Here is an 18158-nt window from a genome sequence, read left to right on the forward strand (position 1 = left end):
GCGGGGCGACTTGGGAAAAAGGTTTTCTCAGAGGGAGATTAGGAAAACGATGCGGGGATGGCAAAGAGGGAATGGCGCGGCCTAACGGGTACAAGGCGTCACTGAAAATCTACCACTGACCAGCTTCTGCGTCATCGTCGTGTCGTTTAGCGTCGTGGTCGTAGCTTCGTGCGATGTCTAGCAACTCGCCGGCCGTACGGGGCCATTCCAGCTCAATCGATTTTGCCCAGGTCCTATATTGCGCCGCAAGGTCTCGCTCTTGTAGCCCTCCATCAGTCGGCATTCGCGAGGTTACGCCACGACTATTAACTACGCCGAGGAAGAAGCCGCGCCCGATATCAACACTGCCAAACTCGTCAATGATATCGCGAACTCCTTCCGCAGGCCAAAGTCCGTCTTCACCGAGGGGAGAAAAGGCCAGAACCTGTCCTATATGACGTTCACCCGACTTCAGACGTCCATGCTTTCGGCAACTTTCCCGTGCCGCCTCCACCCACGTTCTAAGAGTTATGGGATCGATCTTGCCGTCGACCAGACCGGGAGGAGTTTTCCACGCTTGCAGGAGATGAAATGCCTGCGTCGCAACGGTGGCGCTTCTTTTTTCGTCGGAAGAAGGCTCCTCCTGGGCACCATCATCACGCTTATAGAGCGCCACAACGATTTCCGCGAAGAAGTCAGGGATGGTTGCGAGGGAACGGTATAAGGCTTTCGGTGCCCGTTCTTGTGAATCATCCAGCACCTGGAGGTAAATCCATTCGAGGCGACCGAACTCTTCGTCCGAAGTGCCGGCCTTGTCCAATGCCTTAAATACCTGCTCTACATAGTAACCAAACATTCCTGGATCGTCGTCACGATCATTGGCGTTCACGGCCCCGTCGAGTACCCGAATCAGTACGTCAGCCGGAATTTCTGCATGTTGCTGACCAGCAAGTTCAACTGCAGCGTAGCCGCGTTCGACCTCAAGGAGCTTATCTAGGGCGAAAATGATCGTATCAACGCTCTCGTCGACCCAAGTTGTTCGAACTTGTTTCCAATAAGCCAGTTCTACACTCTCGCCTGCCGCTGCAACTCGCGAAAAATGAGCACTGTCTGTCGGTAGCGACGCAAAGAAGTTTGCCAGTTGCTGTGCTTGGAGCCCCTCGTTGGTCAATCTCGCAATCATGCGATCAGTCCAATTACTCCCTAATTTTCTTTGCATCGCATAGGTGAGGCTCTGAGCCAGATTGCGGTCAGCGCCGCTGTCCGACTTCAGCCCATCGACAAGAATGTTGCTGACCTCTTCTTCGGGCAATGCATCCGCAGCGGCTTGGCCGACGAGCCCAGGCAGGCGGACAAGCTCGGCGAGTTGGCGAACTGCACCGACCCCATGCGTTTTAACCAATTCTCGAACGGCATCGACGCGAGCCTTCCCCGATGCGCGCCTTATTTCATTGTAGTCGGAATCTTCCTTGGCAATTGGCAGTTCTGCCATATCGCTTTCGAAGAGCCAGACAACCGGAAAGAAGCCGTTCCTCGGTCGGAATAGCTCTTGAATTTCAGCCAGCTTATCGATCTCAGCAGATTTAAGCGCCCACTGCGCCGACTGGAACTTCCGATGGCGGTAGACGAAATGCCTTAGCGCCTCGCTTACTATGTGAGCATCTTCTGGGGCTATAAGCTGCTGTGCCAGCTCACGAAGTGCCGCGATGAGTTCATCACGGATAGCAGCGCCATGATGATCGAACGTCTCAATCAGCTCTTTCCAACGCCGAGGGGATTGGCCGGCGTCCGCTATCAGCCAATGGCCGATCTCGGCTGAAGCTTCTCCGATTAATCGACGACTAGCAGGCTCGATCTCTCCATCCTGTCTCCCGAAATCGCGCCACTGCGCCTTCGGCGAAGGTGACATATGGTCGTGAGATTTTGGCAATAGCGATAACATTAGGCGCCAAGCCACATCCGGATTCCGTTTACGCAGGCGATTTAGAACCTTGGAACGCTCGTCCCACGTTGCATTGGTTTGCGGATGCCAAAGTAGAAAAATGTTCCGAAGACTATGGGCTGGTCGATTGCTATACGTTCCCCCAGGATCTCGCTCGGTAAGACTCGCTAGAATGTCGCACGTTTTTGTAAGGTAGGTCGTACTCCAGGCGAGCATTTCGAGTGCCCAAAGCAAATGAGAGTGATGTGCCCCTCCCCAATGCCCAACATCCCCCCCGAATAAGCCCATGATCGGCGCATCGTCGCGCGCCAGACTATCCTCGGCCGCTTTTAGAAAGGCGTCGGGCGACGCCTCCGCGAGCGTTTTCAGATGGGAACCAACACTCCACCACCTAACGGAATCGGCGTCGCTGAGCAGTTCGCGCACGATATGCTCGCTGCGCCAATTGCTTTGCGCGTCGCCAGATGCCCGACCCGGAAAGACACCGAGCAATGCAACTGTTTCGCTGATACCGTTTACAAGAATGCCGGAAAATGTTGGCCTTACGCCTCTGACCGACGCCATCCAACGTTCATCAGGAGCAATATGAAATCGTGGGTCAGACGTTCGGAGCACATCCAATACAACTGCGACGAATCGCACCATGTCGTCCGAGGTCAAGTATGATGCGACTCGAAACCACGCATCGCGTGGGGACGCCACCTTCCATACTTGCCCCACCTTACGCACCGGGCTGTCTGCTCGATGCAGCCAGCCGACTAGATGACGCGCCACCTCTTCATAAGGCTTGCCCGTAAGCCTCGAGACAATCTCTCTATCTGCATCATTCCCCTCATCCCACCCTCCTGCTAGCAGCGCCGGAGCGATAACTGGTCCGTACTCGGGCTTTGCCCATTCTGGTACTTCGCGCCCTGGGGCCGAGGGGATAAGGCGCCTAAGCACCGTCAAACTTCTCGCGCAGTCCTTTGCCCACCTATCGGCTTCATCTTCGGAGAAGCCCATTGCGATGAGTTCGTTCTGGATTGCGTATCGCGTAGGTCTCGACAGGGAGACGGCGCTGTCATCAAGTCCGGGAGCTTGAACACGGGGGATATAGACGTAGTGGCCTTGCTTGACCAACTGGGCGGCCAATCCCGCATCGGCCTGCTCGCAAATGACAATTAGTGGAGTGGGGGAATTAGCAATGCTTCTTGCGACATCAGGTGTATCAGCAACAACCGCGCGTGCATGATAGACTTCACTTATATCAGCTGGGAGTTGTGCGATTGCAGCATGGAGAAAGGCGACCACCTCGCCGGTCGATTCGCCTTCAACCGTCAGAATAGCAGGTTCGCCGCGCGACCAATTCAGGATCACAGTTGCCTGCTCATCGCGATCTAGCAGCACGAGATTTTCGGAGAGCAATCGCTGCGTTGCCTGCGACCACTCATCCCACGCCTCCTGAAGGAAATAAAATCCAGTAGGTGCGAGCTTACCTATCATTCGGGCCAGCCAAAGGGCGACGGCGGGCAGCTTTTCGATCCATTGAACGAGATCCACGCCGTCATAGGCGCGGACGTCAGCCCATTTGCCCAAGGCTTTAGCATCTTGCAGCCAGGCCGCCTTTCCAGACCAAGGTCTTGGGGTAACGAAGACGAAAGTGCTCTTTGCCGGATCAAGCTCTAGCGGCGCACTTGTGCGCTTGGCGAAGTCATCGTCTGCCTTTGATTTCACCTTCTTGTCGGTACCAAATTCCCATCCCGTAGGGCCTGCCGGCACCATGTTGGACGCAACACCAACATTGGAAATCCCATCCCAGCCGGGAAGACGGACACTATCGCCCGAGGGAAAACGGAACCCGTCGTGGTAGCCGTGTTCACCAAGAATCAGGCGCCGGATGAGTTCAGGCATCATGTCTTGGCCGTCACGGCGATCCGCCCAGCGGCTTAGATCGCTCTCGTCAATCAACCGAAATGGTTGGAGTATTGCGGCAGCAACACCGGATCGTGGCGTCAAAGGCGCGGGAGGACCGACAATGGCTCCGCCAGGGAGAAATGAGATACCTTCCGCTGTCAACGCCTCGCGCATTGCCTGAAGATTGTTCGCAACAGGGTTGCGATAACCGCGTTCAAAGTCGGCGACCGTTGAAGTTGCGACCTTTGCGCGCTTGGCGAGTTCTTGCTGGGAAAGACCAAGAAGCGCCCGGGCGGCTCGCGCTTGGGCGGCGGATATTTCGGTTATTTTATCTGATGTCATATTAACAATATGAACTGCGACTGTTACAAATGTCAAGGAAGTCGACGACATGGCAAGCGCTGCCGTACTTCCCAAGGCCGTTCGCATCAGGCCCGTGCCGTCCGTCCTCTGATTGAGAAGCGAACCCGCCATGAGAAAACTCATCGTCACCAAATTCATCAGCATCGATGGAATTGCCGAGGATGCAAAAGTTCAAGGACGACGAACTTGCCGACAGCGGCGCCATGCCTTTGGGGCGCACGACCTATGAGATCTTTGCCGGCTCGTGGCCCAAGGAGACCGGAGATTTCGCCGACCGGTTCAAAGCGCTGCCGAAATATGTCGCCTCGACGAGCCCGACGCCGCGCCTCCCGCCGTTGATGCGATCGGCAGCCACCAGGCGGAGGGTTCTGATCCGCCCTTTCTTGCTGCGGCGGTAGAAGACGTCTTTGATTCAGCCACAAGCCCAAATTGCTGGATTTGGCAGCCCAGGAAGCGTAGGCTTGGTTTTTGGTTCAGCGATGGAACAGAGACTAGCCGCAATTCTGGCTGCCGATATGGCGGGCTACAGTCGGCTAATGGAGGCCGATGAATCCGGCACGCTTGCACGCCTTCGGACCCATCGCATAGAACTGGTCGATCCCGCCATCGCTAAGAACAAGGGCCGGATCATCAAGACCACCGGAGACGGCATGCTCGTCGAGTTCCAGAGCGTGACCGATGCCGTGAAATGCGCCGTGGAAATCCAACAACGCATGAAACGGCGCAATTCGGATGTGCCGCAAGAACGGCGTATCGAATTCAGGATCGGCATAAATCTCGGCGACATCATTTTCGACGATGAGGATATTTTCGGCGACGGCGTCAATATTGCCTCGCGCATCGAGCAACTCGCCGACGTCGGCGGCATCTGCGTGACCGCAGCGGTGGCGACCCAAATTGCCGACCGTCTCGAAATTGCCATGGAGGACCTGGGCGAGAAGACGTTGAAGAACATCAGCCGCCCGGTTCGCCTCTATCGCATCGGGCTTGACAGTCCTGTCCTGCCGGAAGTCGAGGCAAAGCGATCCATCTCGAAACCTTCGATAGTGGTGCTGCCATTCACCAACATGAGCGGCGACCCCGAGCAGGAATTTTTCGCGGACGGACTGACCGAGGACATCATCACCGAACTGTCCCGCCACCATGAGCTGTTCGTCATCTCGCGCAATTCCAGCTTCGTCTACAAGAACCGAGCCGTGAATGTGCGCGAGGTGGCCGAGAAACTCGACGTCCAATACCTGGTGGAGGGAAGCGTCCGCAAGATCGGCGAGAGGGTGCGCGTGACGGTTCAGCTCATCGACACGGCGAATGACGCTCATATCTGGGCAGACAAATATGACCGGAAGCTGGTCGATATATTCGCGATTCAGGATGAGGTGACCGCCGCGATCGCAGCCACGCTGCCCGGTCGTGTCGAGGCGGCTCAGCGCGACCAGCTCGCGCGGGCGAAACCTGCAAACATGGCCGCGTATGAATGTGTGCTTGCTGCCAAGGTGCTGCATCACCGAAGCACGATTGCGGATAATGAACGTGCGCGAACTTTGATAGAAAGGGCCGTCGCGCTCGACCCCGATTATGCCCATGCCCATGCCTGGCGGGCCTGCATTCTTGGCCAGGCCTGGGTCCATAACTGGTGCGAAGACAGGGATGCCGTCTGGAACAGCATTATGGCGGCGCTGGACAGGGCGCTGGCGCTGGACAACAACGATGCCGATGTCCATCGCATTCTCGCGGCAGTGAACGTGAACAACAATGAGCTGACCACAGCGCGCTACCATCAGGAGCGGGCGCTGGCCCTCAATCCCAATTACGACCTCGTAGTGGTGCAGCAAGGCGAGTTATTGACGTGGCTCGGGAGACCGGAAGAGGGAATTGAATGGATCCGCAAGGCCATGCAGTTGAACCCGCACCACCCGGAGAGGTTCTGGAGCCATCTGGGAAAGGCGCATTTCGCCGCGCGCCAGTATGGCGAGGCGATCGAAGCTTTCATGCATCTGTCGACCATGGACTCGGTTCAGCACGCCTTCGCCGCTGCCTGCTACGGCTGGCTCGGCGACGAAATCGCGGCCGCGGCGCATCTGGGCAAGATCAGAACGCTCGATCCCCAATTCGACCTCGATTCATTCATCGCCACCCTGCACTATGCCCAGGAGTCCGATGTGCAGCACGTCCGCGAAGGACTGCTGAAAGCCGGTATTGCCAAGCTGTAGGCAGCCCGTAACGACGAACCAGACCCAATCGGGGACAGGCAAAAAAGACCGGCCCCCAACCCGAGGCGGACCTTGTGGTATGACCGAACGGCGGGCGGGTCGGAGAAGCTTTCCCACGGTATCGGTCTTTGGAAGCAGACAGGAAAGCCCTCCCCCTGAAAAAGCGCCGCGCTAGTTGACGGAGCAGTTCGCACAAGACGCGCGCTCGGCAGAAAGGAACCCACCATGCGAAAACTCATCGTCACCGAATTCATCAGCGTCGACGGCATCGCCGAGGTCGAGAAGCTGCCGAGCGTCGCCTGGAACGATGAGATGCAGAAATTCAAGGAGGACGAGCTTGCCGACAGCGGCGCCATGCTTTTGGGACGCACGACCTATCAGATATTTGCCGGCTCGTGGCCCAAGGAAACCGGAGATTTCGCCGACCGGTTCAACGCGCTGCCGAAATATATCGCCTCGACCAGCTTGCAGGCGCTCGACTGGCAGCCGGCCGAGCTGCTGACTGGCGCGTTGCCGGACGCGGTCAGAGGGCTGAAGCAAGGCAGCGGCGGCAACATCTATGTGCATGGTAGCCTCAGCGTCGCGCAGGAATTGCTGCGCAACGGCCTGGTCGACCGCATCAGGCTGCTCAGCTACCCCGGTGCCGTCGGCCAGGGCAAGCTGCTGTTCCCGCCCGGCGCGCAATTGCCGCTCGAGCTGATCTCGGCCACGCAATTCAGCAACGGCGTGGTGGCGCTGGAGTATGCGGCCGGGATGGCGTGATCGGCCAATCTCCCCCCTCGAGGGGGAGATGCCCGGCAGGGCAGAGGGGGTCGGTTCGACCGGGCGCGGTTTCTCTCTTGCGGCAGCGGGGGGTCGGCGCATTACGCGAGACGACCCCCTCTGTCGCCTTCGGCGACATCTCCCCCTCGAGGGGGGAGATTGGCAGCTTCCCTACACCGTCCGCTGCCTGCCCTCGACCGCAGCGTCTTCCCTCGCCTTCAGCGCCTGCTCCACCTCGCGCTTCAGCTCGTCCTTGATCACAACCGTCTCGGCCATCAGCGCCTCGACCTTCATGAAGTCCAGCACCCGGTATTTCGACACCGCCGGCCGGACCAATATGTCGGGCCGGCTCTGGTTCAGCTTGCTGGCGATGATCGACTGCATCATCAGCTGCGTGGCGCCGAACATCAGGTCGACGGAGGTCGGGAATTTGCGGCCGGCCTCGGTCGGCGCGCCGACCACGTCGACGGCAATGATGATGTCGGCGTCGAGCTCGATCAGGTCGAATGGCACGGGATTGTAGATGCCGCCGTCGATCAGCATCCTGCCGTCGCGCATCACCGGGCGGAACACCGCGGGAATTGCCGCCGAGGCGGCCAGCGCCGAAGGCAGTTCGCCTTCGGCCAACACCGCGAGCTTGTGGCCATAAAAATCCGTTGCCGTCACCTTCAGCGGTATTTTGAGTTCGGCGAAGGTCTCGGGAATGGCATCGGGCAGGAACGCCTTGAGGATGCGCTCGACATTGAACTGGCTGACCCGCAGGCCGCCCTGCATTGCCTCGGCAAAAGTGCCGGGCCGCGCCCGCCACATGCGCGCCGCCACCTCGGCGCGGCGGCCGAGGATCGAGCGCGCATAGTCGTGGATGTCCTTGCCGGTCATACCCGAGGCCATGCCGGCGCCCATGATGGCGCCGATCGACGAGCCGGCGATTGCCGCCGGCCTGATGCCCAGCTCGTCGAGCGCCTCGATAACATGGATATGCGCCAGCCCGCGCGCGCCGCCGCCGCCAAAGGCGATGCCGAAGCTAGGGCTCATCCCTTGTTGGCCGCGCCCAGCTTCGGCCCGACCACCATGACGGCCGGCTCGGCGGAGAGCAGCTTTTTCGCCACCGCTTTCACCTGGTCCTGCGTCACCGCGTTGATCAGGGCGGCGCGGCGCTGCATGTAGTCGATGCCGAGCTTGCCGAGTTGGATCTCGACCAGCGTTGAGGCGATCGCGCCCGAGGAATTCAGATTGTTGATGGCATAGGCGCCGATCATGTATTTCTTGGTCGCTGCCAGCTCGGCTTCGGTCGGCCCCTCCTCGGCCATGCGCTTGACCACGTCGCGCACCACGGCCAGCGTCTCGGCCGCCCTGTCGGCGCGGGTCGAGGTGGTGATGGACAGCGCCTCGGAATGCTGGTGGTCGACGAGGTCGGAGCTGACGCTGTAGGCCAGGCCGCGCTTTTCGCGCACCTCGTCGAACAGCCGCGAGGTGAAGGTGCCGCCGCCGAGGATCTCGTTCATCAGCACCGCGGCGAAAAAATCCGGCGCATTCCGCTTCACCCCGGGATAGGCGAGCTGCAGCGAGGCCTGCGGCTGGTCGTACACGACCTCGAGCTGCTGACCAAGCTTCAGGTCGATGTCGGGAACGGGCGTCAGCGCCTGCTTTTCCGGCAAGCTGCCGAACACCAGGTCGAGCTTCTGCTTCAGCGTCTCGGCATCGATGGCGCCGACCACCGCGACATGCAGGCCGTCGCGGGCGAAATTTGCCTTGTGGAAGGCGCTGAGATCGGCCGGCGTAATCGTCGCGATGCTTTGCCTGGTGCCCTGGTCGGGCCGCGCATAGGGATGCCTGCCGTAGATCGCGTCCAGCCATTTGCGTTGGGCGAGCGTATCGGGATCGCGCTCGCTGGCGATGATGCCGGACAGGATTTGCGCCCGGATGCGGTCGATCGGCACCTGGTCGAAGCGCGGCTGGTTGACCGCCACGCGCAGCAGGTCGAAGGCGCCGTCGCGCTGGTCGGCCAGCATGCGCATCGAACCGTAAATGCCATCGCGCTGCGCATCGAAGCTCATCTCGGCGCCGACCTCGTCAAGCTTGATCTGGAAGGCCTCGCTGTCGAGGTTGCCGGCACCTTCGTCGAACAGGCCGCTCATCAGATTGGCAAGCCCTTCCTTGCCGGGCGGATCCTGCGTCGCGCCGCCATCGAAAACGAAGCGGATGGCGACGATCGGCACCGAATAATCCTCCACCAGCCAGGCGGTAATGCCCTTCGACGAGGTCACCTCCTGGATGTTCATGGCGGCGCGAGCGGAAAGCGCCGGCAGGACGAGGAAGACGAGGGAGAGGAACAGGGTCGCTAGAAGCGGGCCGGCGTGCTGGCGCTTCCCTTCTCCCCCTGTGGGAGAAGGGGAGGAGCCCACGAGGGGAGAAGGCAGAGCGGGACCATGCTGGCTCATCATCACATCAATTCCCAGCTTGGGTTTGCGGCAGAAGATAGCCGGTCGTTGCGTGGTCGAGATTGAGATAGCGGGCAGCGACCGCCTTGACCTGGTCGGCGGTGACCTTGCGGATGCGGTCCGGCCATTGCTGAACGTCCTGGACGTTGCCGCCGGTGGCGAGCGTCGAGCCATAGATGTTGGCCATGTCCTCCTGCTTGTCGCGGGCGAAGATCATCGAGCGGACGAAACGGTCCTTGGATTTTTCCAGCTCGTCGCTGGTGACGCCGTCTTTGGCGATGCGGGCGATCTCGGCGTCGACCGCGGCCTCGATGTCGGCAAGCTTGGCATCGCCGCGCGGCGCGCCGTAGACGGTGAAATTGGTGTCGTCGAGCATGGTGCCCTGGAAGAAGGCGCCGGCCGTCGCGGCGATGCCTTGCCTGACGACAAGCTCCTGGTAGAGCCGGCTGCGGTTGCCGCCGCCGAGGATTTCGGACAGCACGTCGAGCGCTTCGGCTTCGCCGGGCTTTGCCGTGTGATAGGACGGGACCACCCATTGCGTGGTAAAGCTCGGCACGCTGACGCGCCCGTCGGTCAGCGTCACCGTACGCCTGGTGTTCTGTTCCGGCTCGACCGGGCGGATGCGCGGCGGCAGATCCGGGCCGCGCGCGACCTTGCCATAGGTCTTTTCGGCCAGCGCCTTGACCGTTTCCGGCTCGACATCGCCGGCCACCACCAGCACGGCGTTATTGGGTGTATAATATTTGTTGTAGAAGGCCATCGCGTCGGTGCGGTTCAGCTTCTCCATCTCCTGCATCCAGCCGATGACCGGAATGCGGTAGGGCTGGTTCTGCCACAGCGTGGCGTCGACTTCCTCGTCGAGCACCGCCTGCGGATTGCTATCGATGCGCGAGCGGCGTTCCTCGAGGATGACGTCGCGCTCGGTCTTGATGACATCGTCGGTGAGGATGAGGTTGCGCATGCGGTCGGCCTCGAAGCCCATCATCTCACCGAGCGCCTGCGGCACCACCGTCTCGTGAAAGGCGGTGTAGTCGTAGGAGGTGAAGGCGTTGTCCGAGCCGCCGATGGCGGCGACGGCGCGGTCGAGCTCGCCGGCCGCATGGTTGCTGGTCGCCTTGAACATCAGATGCTCGAAGAAATGGGCGATGCCGGACTTGCCCGGCGGCTCGTCGGCGCTGCCGATCTTGTACCAGACCATATGGGTGACGATCGGGGCGCGGTGATCGGGGATGACCACGACCTCCATGCCGTTGTCGAGCAGGAAATCGGTCACGACGCCGTCGTCGGGATTGTTGCCCGCCAGAGCCGGCGCGGCCATCACTAGAGCCAGCCCCAAGAGCGTTGCGCGTAGCCATTCAGCCTGAAATGTCATAGATGGCTCCGGTTTGGTGGTGGGACGATAGGCGGGGTTGCAGGTCGAGGCAAAGCGAATTGTGCGTCATTTTGAAGGCGCCATCGCGGACACCGAACTCAGGCGGCCTCGATGAACCGGATGACCGTCTCGCCATAGTTGCGCTCGTCGACAACCGAAAAGCCCGGCCCTGTCTCGAACGGCGCCGCCGTCGCTTCCTCGACGATGCAGAGCGCGCCGGGGGCGAGCCAGCCGCCGGCCTTGGCCGAGCGCAAGGCACGTTCGCCAAGGCCTTTGCCATAGGGCGGATCGGCAAAGACCAGGCCGAATGCGGCGATGGTGCCCGCCTCGCCCAAGCCCGTCGCGTCGCGGCGGAATATCTTGGTGCGGCCGGTGAGGCCGAAGGCCTCGACATTGGTGCGGATCACGCCGCGCCCTTCGGCGGATTCTTCGATGAAGACAGCGTAGGAGGCGCCGCGCGACAGCGCTTCGAGGCCGAGCGCACCGGTGCCGGCGAACAGGTCGAGGACGCGCGCGCCGTCCAGTCTTTCGGGAAAGCGATGCGCCAGCACGTTGAAGACCGCCTCACGCGTGCGGTCGGTGGTCGGGCGGATAGCAAAGGTGCGGGGCGTCGCCAGCGGACGCCCGCGAAACTCACCGCCGACGATCCGCATTGCTTCCCTTCGGGCCGCCACGCGGCCGGTCGCCACCGCTGTCCGGACGTTCGCCGCGCGGCTTGCCGAACGGCTTTGCACCGCCGCCTTGCGGCTTGCCGCCGGGCTTGCCGTAAGACGGCTTGAACGAGGCCTTGCGCGCCTTGTTTTCTGCCGCCTTGGCGGCGTCTGCCTCCGCCCTGCCCTTGCCGATCGGCCGTGCGCCCGGCGCCATCCAGACATTGGCCTTGCGCTGGCCCGGCGGCTCGATCGGCCGCTGCTCGCGTTCGGACTTCTTCTCACCGAAGCCCCCACGCGGCTTGTCGCCACGGGGTTTGTCCCCGAAGTCGCTGCGTTCAGGTCTGGGGCCACGCTCGCCAAAGCTCTTTTTCGGCCCAAAGCTCCTGTCGGGGCTTGTCGACAGCTTGCCGAGCGCTTCGTCGCGGCTGCCTTCGCGACGCTTGCGGTTCTTGATCAGGCCGCCCTCGCCGATCGGCCGGCGTTCGCCGTCGCGGGTGAATTTCGGCCGCTCGGGCTCCTCCTCCCGCTCACGCCTGACCGGCTTGTTGGAGAATGGCTTGGCGATATCGGCGTCGAAATTGGCGCCGGACTCTTCGACCAGACGCTCGCCGAGTTGGTCGCGCAGCACACGGCCCTTGATCTCCAGCACATGGCCTTCCGGCAAATCATCGAGCTGGAACGGCCCGTAGGAAATGCGGATCAGCCGCGTCACGTCGAGACCGAGCGAGCCCAGGATGTTCCTGACCTCGCGGTTCTTGCCTTCGCGCAGGCCGAGTGTCAGCCAGGCGTTCGAGCCCTGCTCGCGGTCGAGCGTCGCTTCGATGGCGCCATAAAAGACTCCGTCAACGGCAAGGCCTTCGCGCAGGCCGGCAAGCGCGCTTTCCTCGACCTTGCCGTGGACGCGCACGCGGTAGCGCCTGAGCCAGCCGGTGGCCGGCAGTTCGAGGACGCGCGACAGGCCGCCATCATTGGTGAGCAGCAGGAGGCCTTCGGTGTTGATGTCGAGCCGGCCGATGGTCATCAGCCGCGGCAGCCCGGGGGGCAGCACATCGAAGACGGTCTTGCGGCCTTCGGGATCGCGATTGGTGGTGACCACGCCGGCCGGTTTGTGGAACAGGAACAGCCTGGTGCGCTCGATCGGCGGGATCTCCATGCCGTCGAGATGGATGATGTCGCCGGGCATCACGTTGAAGGCCGGCGAGGACAACACCTTGCCATTGACCTTGACGCGACCGGCCGCAATCAATTCCTCGGCATCGCGGCGCGAGGCCAGGCCGGCACGCGCCAGCCGCTTGGCAATGCGTTCGCCGGCTTCTTCCGTTACCTCGACGCGACGCGGGCGCGGCTTGAAGCCGCCGTCCGACGCCGCCCGTGCCGTTTGTGCACCTTGCGGCCGATCGCCGCCAAAATCACGCTTAGGACGATCGCCGAAGTCACGCTTGGGACGGTCGAAGCGCCTTTCGCCGTGCTCGCCTTCGGCAGCGGCCGGCCGGTCGCCGCGCGGCGCGTAGGGCTTGCGCGGACCTTCGCGCTTCTCATAAGGCTTACCCTCCGGACGCGGCCCTTTGCTGAACGGCCGGTCGCCGCCCTTGAAGTCGCGCTTCGGCGGTTCGCCTTCGGCCGCCGCTGGCCGGTCGCCGCGCGGTACGTACGGCTTGCGTGAACCCTCGCGCTGTTCATAAGGCTTGCCTTCCGGACGCGGCCCTTTGCTGAATGGCCGGTCGCCTTTGAAGTCGCGCTTCGGCCGTTCGCCTTCGGCCGCCGGCGGCCGGTCGCCGCGCGGAGTGTAGGTTTTTTTCGCGCCGAAGGACTCCTTGCCGCCCTTGCCGGGAGCGCTATCGCGACCGCGCGGCCCCGCCGGTTTCGGGCCGGCCTTGCGCGGGAATTTCTTGTTTTTGTCGTCCATGTGGCCTTTGCTCGTTTGCGCGGGTAGTAACAGGATCGCGCTCTAGTGGCGAGGAGATAATCGGAATGGAAACCGCGTGAAGCGGCAGGATTTCATGGCGCTGGCGCTGAAAGAGGCCGAAGCCGCCGCCCAGCGTGGCGAGGTGCCGGTTGGCGCGGTCGTCGTCGGCGGCGATGCGGTCGTTGCGAGTGCCGGCAACCGCACCCGCGAGTTCGCCGATCCCACCGCTCATGCCGAGATGCTGGCGATCCGCGAAGCCTGCCGCAAGCTTTCCAGCGAGCGGCTCAGCGGTCACGATCTCTATGTGACGCTGGAGCCGTGCGCCATGTGCGCCGGCGCCATCTCCTTCGCCAGGTTGCGCCGGCTCTATTTCGGCGCTGCCGACGAGAAGGGCGGCGCAGTGGTCAACGGCGTTCGCTTCTTCACGTCACCGACCTGCCACCATGTGCCCGACATCTATCCGGGCATGGCCGAAAACGCTGCGGCAGCGCTGCTGAAAGACTTTTTTCGCGAGCGACGCGGACCCTGATTTTCCGGTCCGGCAGACGGTCCAAATCCAAGTCAGCCAATCCAGGCAAGAACGTCTCTGGCGCTGTCAGGCTACCAGGGCAGCCAGTTGAACATGCCGCCGCTCTTGCTCTTGGCGGCCGCCTCCTTCTTGAGGCGGCGTTCCTTCTTGTACTCATCCTCGCCGAGGTCATCCACCGGCGCGGTGGAGGCGGCGGCGCGGTATTGCACCGGCGGCTCGCTCAGATATCTGCGGGTGGTCGGGTCGCCCTGTTTGCCTTCAGCCAGACGGCGCTTGACTTCCGCGGCGCGGCCCTTGTCCGAATCCGCTGGAGTCCAGGCCGGCGGATGGCTCGAAGCCGACTGCGCCATCGCGGCCTTGACGGCCACCGGGTCGGTCTGCACGTCATCGACAATCTGCGCCTGGTAGGCCGGGTCGTCCTGATGCAGGGTGGCATCGGCGCGCAGGCGGGCACGGCGCTGCTCCGGCGATTCGGGCCATTCAGCACTTGCCGTTTCGATGCTTTCCTGGGGCGGCGGCAAGACTTCCTTCTGCCCCGGCCCTGGCTTCACCAGCGTGGGGCGCGGCTTGTAGTCGATGTTGTTCTTGCGCTTGGGTGCGAAGGAAAAAGCCCCCGTGAGGTCGTCGGCAAGCTGCGAGGCAGCAGGCTTGTCGGTCCCGTAAGTGGGCGAGCCCATGCAGCCGGACAAGGCGAGGCCCGATACGACAAGCGGCGCCAGCAGCGCAACGCGCGCGTAAGTTCTCTCGGTCATGCCAAAAAGTCCCACTGTAGACAGCCTCTCGATTGCCGCCGGCCAAAGAAAGGTCCGGTCCCCGTCGCCTATGCTCTTCCGACGGAATTCCGGCGACAATTTGTCGTCCGGAGTTTCGCGTGTTTACCTCAACCACTCGTTAAGGGCAACGCGCCGGGGCCGATCGGCCGCCCGCCGTGGCATTTGTGCACCGCCTTAGAGGCGGCTCAAAGCCTTGAGTTCATGCAGGACAGCGGCGTCACGGGCCGAAACATCCGGGAATTCCGGATCTGAGCCGACATCGGCGGTGTAGCGCCAGGAGCGCGCGCACTTCACCAGGCCACGGTCCTCCGCCTTCTCGACGACCACGGCGACGCCCTTGACGTCGTCGAGGGTAAAGCTGCCCGCCGGCGCCTTGCCGTGCACGATTACCAGACCGCTGGTGATCGCCATCTCGGCCATATCGACATCAGCGATCGCCGCTTCGAGCGCGGCATCGTCGAGGGTGATGACCGGCACGGCTTCCAGCGAAGAGCCGATGACCTTCTGCGCGCGGGCGATCTCCAACGCGCCGGTGACGACACGGCGGACCTGCCGCACCTTGCGCCACTTCTCCGCCAGCGCCTCGTCCTTCCAGTCCGCCGGGATTTTCGGGAACTGGTCGAGATGCACCGAGACGGCATCCGGGTGACGGTCGAGCCAAGCCTCTTCCATAGTGAAGGGCAGCATCGGCGCCAGCCATTTCACCAGGCAGTCGAAGAGATGGCGCACCACCTGCACAGAAGCCTTGCGCTTCACGCTGGAAGGCGCTTCGCAGTAAAGCGCGTCCTTGCGGACGTCGAAATAGAAGGCCGACAGCTCTACCACCATGAAGTCGAGCAGCGCGCGGGTGATGCGCTTGAATTCGAACGCGTCGTAGCCCGAGCGTACGACTTCATCGAGTTCGGCGAGCCGGTGCAGCATCAGCCGCTCCAGCTCCGGCATCTTGTCCAGCGGCACCTCCTCACCGTCGTCATGGGAGAGCGTGCCCAGCATCCAGCGGATGGTGTTGCGCAGCTTGCGGTAGGCGTCGATATTGGTCTGCAGCACGTTCTTGCCGAGCCGCTGGTCTTCCCAATAATCGGTCGTCACCACCCACAGCCGCAAGATGTCGGCGCCGGACTGCTTGATGACGTCCTGCGGCACGACGGTGTTGCCGAGCGACTTCGACATTTTCCGCCCCTCCTCATCCATGGTGAAGCCATGGGTGACGACGGTGTCATAGGGCGCCCTGCCCCTGGTGCCGCAGCTTTCGAGCAGCGACGAGTGGAACCAGCCGCGATGCTGATCGGAGCCTTCGAGATAGAGGTCGGCCGGCCATTTCAGGTCGGGCCGGTCCTCAAGCGTGAAGGCATGCGTCGAGCCTGAATCGAACCAGACATCGAGGATGTCCATGACCTGCTGCCATCTCGAGGCATCGTGATTGCCGAGGAACCGCTCCTTGGCGCCGGCGGCGAACCAGGCGTCGGCGCCTTCCTTCTCGAAGGCGTCCATGATGCGCTGGTTGACTGCCTCGTCGCGCAGCACGTTGCCGTCGGCATCGGCAAAGACGGCGATCGGCACGCCCCAGGCGCGCTGGCGCGACAGCACCCAGTCGGGGCGCTCCTCGATCATGGCGCGGATGCGGTTCTGGCCGGCGGCGGGCACGAAGCGGGTATCGTCGATGGCTTTCAGCGCGCGGCCGCGCAGCGTCGTGCCGTCGCCAAGCTCCTTGTCCATATAGACGAACCATTGGGGCGTGTTGCGGAAGATGATCGGCTTCTTCGAGCGCCAGGAATGCGGATAGGAGTGCTTCAGGCGGCCGCGCGCGAACAGCGCGTTGCGCTTGATCAGCTCGTCGATGACAGCCTGGTTGGCGTTGCCCTTCTTGCCATTGTCGTCGATGACGCGCGCCGCTCCACCCTCGCGGTGCGGGCCGAAGCCCGGCGCGTCCTTGGTGAAGAAGCCGGCATCGTCGACCGTGAAGGGGATCGCAGTGTCGATGCCGCGCTGGCGAAGATCAGAGGCGGCATCCATCCAGGCGTCGAAGTCTTCCCGGCCGTGTCCCGGCGCGGTGTGGACGAATCCGGTGCCGGCATCGTCGGTGACATGATCGCCGGCGAGCATGGGCACGGGGAAATCGTAGCCGCCACCCAGACTTTTGAGGGGATGCGAAAGCGTAAGATTTTCAAGCTCTTCGGCGCCAACGTTGCGAAGCCGATTCAGGGTGACCTTGGCCTTCGCGGCAGCGTCGTCTGCAAGTTTCTCGGCAAAGATCAGCTTTTCGCCGGGCTGGGGACCAAAGGCGTTCTCGGCCGCGGTGACCTCGTAGAGACCATAGTTGATGCGCGGCGAGTAGTTGACGGCGCGGTTGCCGGGGATTGTCCACGGCGTCGTCGTCCAGATGACGACGCTGGCATCAAGCAGATCGAGCGACGTCTGCGTCAGCTTGGGATCCAAGGCTGGCTGCCCATCCTCGATGCTGATGACCTGGCGAGCGAGGCTGACGACCGGAAACTTCGCCCAGATCGTGTCCGACTCATAGTCCTGGTATTCGACCTCCGCCTCGGCCAGCGCGGTGCGCTCGACGACGCTCCACATCACCGGCTTGGAGCCGCGATAGAGCTGGCCGGACATGGCGAATTTCAGCAGCTCGCCGGCGATGCGCGCCTCGGCGTGGAAAGCCATCGTCGTATAGGGATTGTCGAAGTCGCCGACGACGCCAAGCCGCTGGAATTCGGAACCCTGCACCTTGATCCAGTGCGCCGCAAACTCGCGGCATTCCTGCCGGAACTCGTTGACCGGCACCTCGTCCTTGTTCTTGCCCTTGGCGCGGTACTGCTCTTCGATCTTCCATTCAATCGGCAGGCCGTGGCAATCCCAACCGGGTACATAGTTCGAGTCATAGCCGCGCATCTGGAATGAGCGGGTGATGACGTCCTTGAGGATCTTGTTCAGCGCATGGCCGATATGGATGTTGCCATTGGCATAGGGCGGGCCGTCGTGCAGCACGTATTTTTCGCGGCCGGCAGCGTCTTCGCGCAACTTGCGGTAAAGGTCCATATCGTGCCAGCGCTTGACCAGCAGCGGTTCCTTTTCCGGCAAACCGGCGCGCATCGGAAAATCCGTCTGCGGCAGGTAGAGCGTTTTGGAATAGTCGATCGTCTCGGCGGTCTCGGTATCAGTCATTCGTCTGCCATATGCGTTTTCCGGCGGCAAAAGAGCCCGGGCGTTGAAGTTCTTCGCTTTGACACATATCGTCTTCCCAAAACCGGACCCACTTTTGGGCGATATGCGTTGATGATCTGGAAAAAGCGCGAGAGGCCGCGCGCAAGATTCCCGGCGGCTCCGGCGGCGGT

12 protein-coding genes are annotated in these 18158 nt (G+C 62.2%); 4 read left to right on the forward strand and 8 right to left on the reverse strand.

Translation table 11 applies throughout. The features are described 5' to 3' along the window. Nucleotides 1–109: 109 nt before the first annotated feature. Nucleotides 110–4321, reverse strand: a complete 4212-nt coding sequence (locus NKH98_RS21415; protein WP_352901399.1) for a helix-turn-helix domain-containing protein — start codon at nt 4319–4321, stop codon at nt 110–112. A gap of 17 nt (nt 4322–4338) precedes the next feature. Between NKH98_RS21415 and NKH98_RS21420 the strand changes: the two genes are divergently transcribed. The 3 genes from NKH98_RS21420 to NKH98_RS21430 all read left to right on the forward strand — a co-directional run bounded on the left by NKH98_RS21420 (nt 4339) and on the right by NKH98_RS21430 (nt 7149). Next, nucleotides 4339–4575 (forward strand): dihydrofolate reductase family protein, encoded by a 237-nt coding sequence (locus NKH98_RS21420; RefSeq protein ID WP_352901402.1) that lies wholly within the window; start codon nt 4339–4341, stop codon nt 4573–4575. Between the two features lie 81 nt (nt 4576–4656). Further along, nucleotides 4657–6387, forward strand: coding sequence for an adenylate/guanylate cyclase domain-containing protein (locus NKH98_RS21425; RefSeq protein ID WP_352901404.1), 1731 nt, complete (start codon nt 4657–4659; stop codon nt 6385–6387). Between the two features lie 225 nt (nt 6388–6612). Then, nucleotides 6613–7149, forward strand: a complete 537-nt coding sequence (locus NKH98_RS21430; RefSeq protein ID WP_352901407.1) for a dihydrofolate reductase family protein — start codon at nt 6613–6615, stop codon at nt 7147–7149. A gap of 171 nt (nt 7150–7320) precedes the next feature. Here NKH98_RS21430 and NKH98_RS21435 read toward each other — a convergent pair whose 3' ends face one another. The 5 genes from NKH98_RS21435 to NKH98_RS21455 form a co-directional block, all read right to left on the reverse strand. Then, a complete protein-coding gene (locus tag NKH98_RS21435; RefSeq protein ID WP_352901410.1) occupies nt 7321–8184 on the reverse strand; it encodes a patatin-like phospholipase family protein in 864 nt (287 codons plus the stop codon). Then, the gene (locus NKH98_RS21440) at nt 8181–9593 is read right to left on the reverse strand and encodes a M16 family metallopeptidase (protein ID WP_352901413.1); all 1413 of its coding nucleotides are present in this window, start codon (nt 9591–9593) and stop codon (nt 8181–8183) included. The genes NKH98_RS21435 and NKH98_RS21440 overlap by 4 nt, the downstream gene beginning before the upstream one ends. A 4-nt stretch (nt 9594–9597) precedes the next feature. Next, the gene (locus NKH98_RS21445) at nt 9598–10962 is read right to left on the reverse strand and encodes a M16 family metallopeptidase (protein ID WP_352901416.1); all 1365 of its coding nucleotides are present in this window, start codon (nt 10960–10962) and stop codon (nt 9598–9600) included. A 98-nt stretch (nt 10963–11060) separates the two neighbouring features. After that, nucleotides 11061–11615: a 16S rRNA (guanine(966)-N(2))-methyltransferase RsmD gene (gene rsmD / locus NKH98_RS21450; RefSeq protein WP_352649677.1), complete on the reverse strand. Its 555-nt coding sequence runs from the start codon at nt 11613–11615 to the stop codon at nt 11061–11063. Beyond that, nucleotides 11596–13521, reverse strand: coding sequence for a pseudouridine synthase (locus NKH98_RS21455; protein ID WP_352901420.1), 1926 nt, complete (start codon nt 13519–13521; stop codon nt 11596–11598). Before NKH98_RS21455 ends, rsmD begins: the two co-directional genes overlap by 20 nt. A 76-nt stretch (nt 13522–13597) precedes the next feature. Between NKH98_RS21455 and NKH98_RS21460 the strand changes: the two genes are divergently transcribed. Then, nucleotides 13598–14050, forward strand: coding sequence for a nucleoside deaminase (locus NKH98_RS21460; RefSeq protein WP_352901424.1), 453 nt, complete (start codon nt 13598–13600; stop codon nt 14048–14050). A gap of 71 nt (nt 14051–14121) precedes the next feature. On the opposite strand, the gene NKH98_RS21465 is transcribed toward NKH98_RS21460, so the two are convergent. Next, the gene (locus NKH98_RS21465) at nt 14122–14802 is read right to left on the reverse strand and encodes a hypothetical protein (RefSeq protein ID WP_352901481.1); all 681 of its coding nucleotides are present in this window, start codon (nt 14800–14802) and stop codon (nt 14122–14124) included. 195 nt (nt 14803–14997) lie between these two features. Beyond that, nucleotides 14998–17988 (reverse strand): isoleucine--tRNA ligase, encoded by a 2991-nt coding sequence (ileS, locus tag NKH98_RS21470; protein ID WP_352901427.1) that lies wholly within the window; start codon nt 17986–17988, stop codon nt 14998–15000. Between the last annotated feature and the right edge of the window lie 170 nt (nt 17989–18158).

Source organism: Mesorhizobium sp. M0833, assembly GCF_040319905.1.
Classification (GTDB): Bacteria; Pseudomonadota; Alphaproteobacteria; order Rhizobiales; family Rhizobiaceae; genus Mesorhizobium.

Coding starts and splice junctions, on each gene's coding strand:
- NKH98_RS21415 (WP_352901399.1), bottom strand. CDS start 4,321: ATGCTGATGAATTTGGTGACGATGAGTTTTCTCATGGCGGGTTCGCTT.
- NKH98_RS21420 (WP_352901402.1), top strand. CDS start 4,339: ATGCAAAAGTTCAAGGACGACGAACTTGCCGACAGCGGCGCCATGCCT.
- NKH98_RS21425 (WP_352901404.1), top strand. CDS start 4,657: ATGGAACAGAGACTAGCCGCAATTCTGGCTGCCGATATGGCGGGCTAC.
- NKH98_RS21430 (WP_352901407.1), top strand. CDS start 6,613: ATGCGAAAACTCATCGTCACCGAATTCATCAGCGTCGACGGCATCGCC.
- NKH98_RS21435 (WP_352901410.1), bottom strand. CDS start 8,184: ATGAGCCCTAGCTTCGGCATCGCCTTTGGCGGCGGCGGCGCGCGCGGG.
- NKH98_RS21440 (WP_352901413.1), bottom strand. CDS start 9,593: ATGATGAGCCAGCATGGTCCCGCTCTGCCTTCTCCCCTCGTGGGCTCC.
- NKH98_RS21445 (WP_352901416.1), bottom strand. CDS start 10,962: ATGACATTTCAGGCTGAATGGCTACGCGCAACGCTCTTGGGGCTGGCT.
- rsmD (WP_352649677.1), bottom strand. CDS start 11,615: ATGCGGATCGTCGGCGGTGAGTTTCGCGGGCGTCCGCTGGCGACGCCC.
- NKH98_RS21455 (WP_352901420.1), bottom strand. CDS start 13,521: ATGGACGACAAAAACAAGAAATTCCCGCGCAAGGCCGGCCCGAAACCG.
- NKH98_RS21465 (WP_352901481.1), bottom strand. CDS start 14,802: ATGACCGAGAGAACTTACGCGCGCGTTGCGCTGCTGGCGCCGCTTGTC.
- ileS (WP_352901427.1), bottom strand. CDS start 17,988: ATGACTGATACCGAGACCGCCGAGACGATCGACTATTCCAAAACGCTC.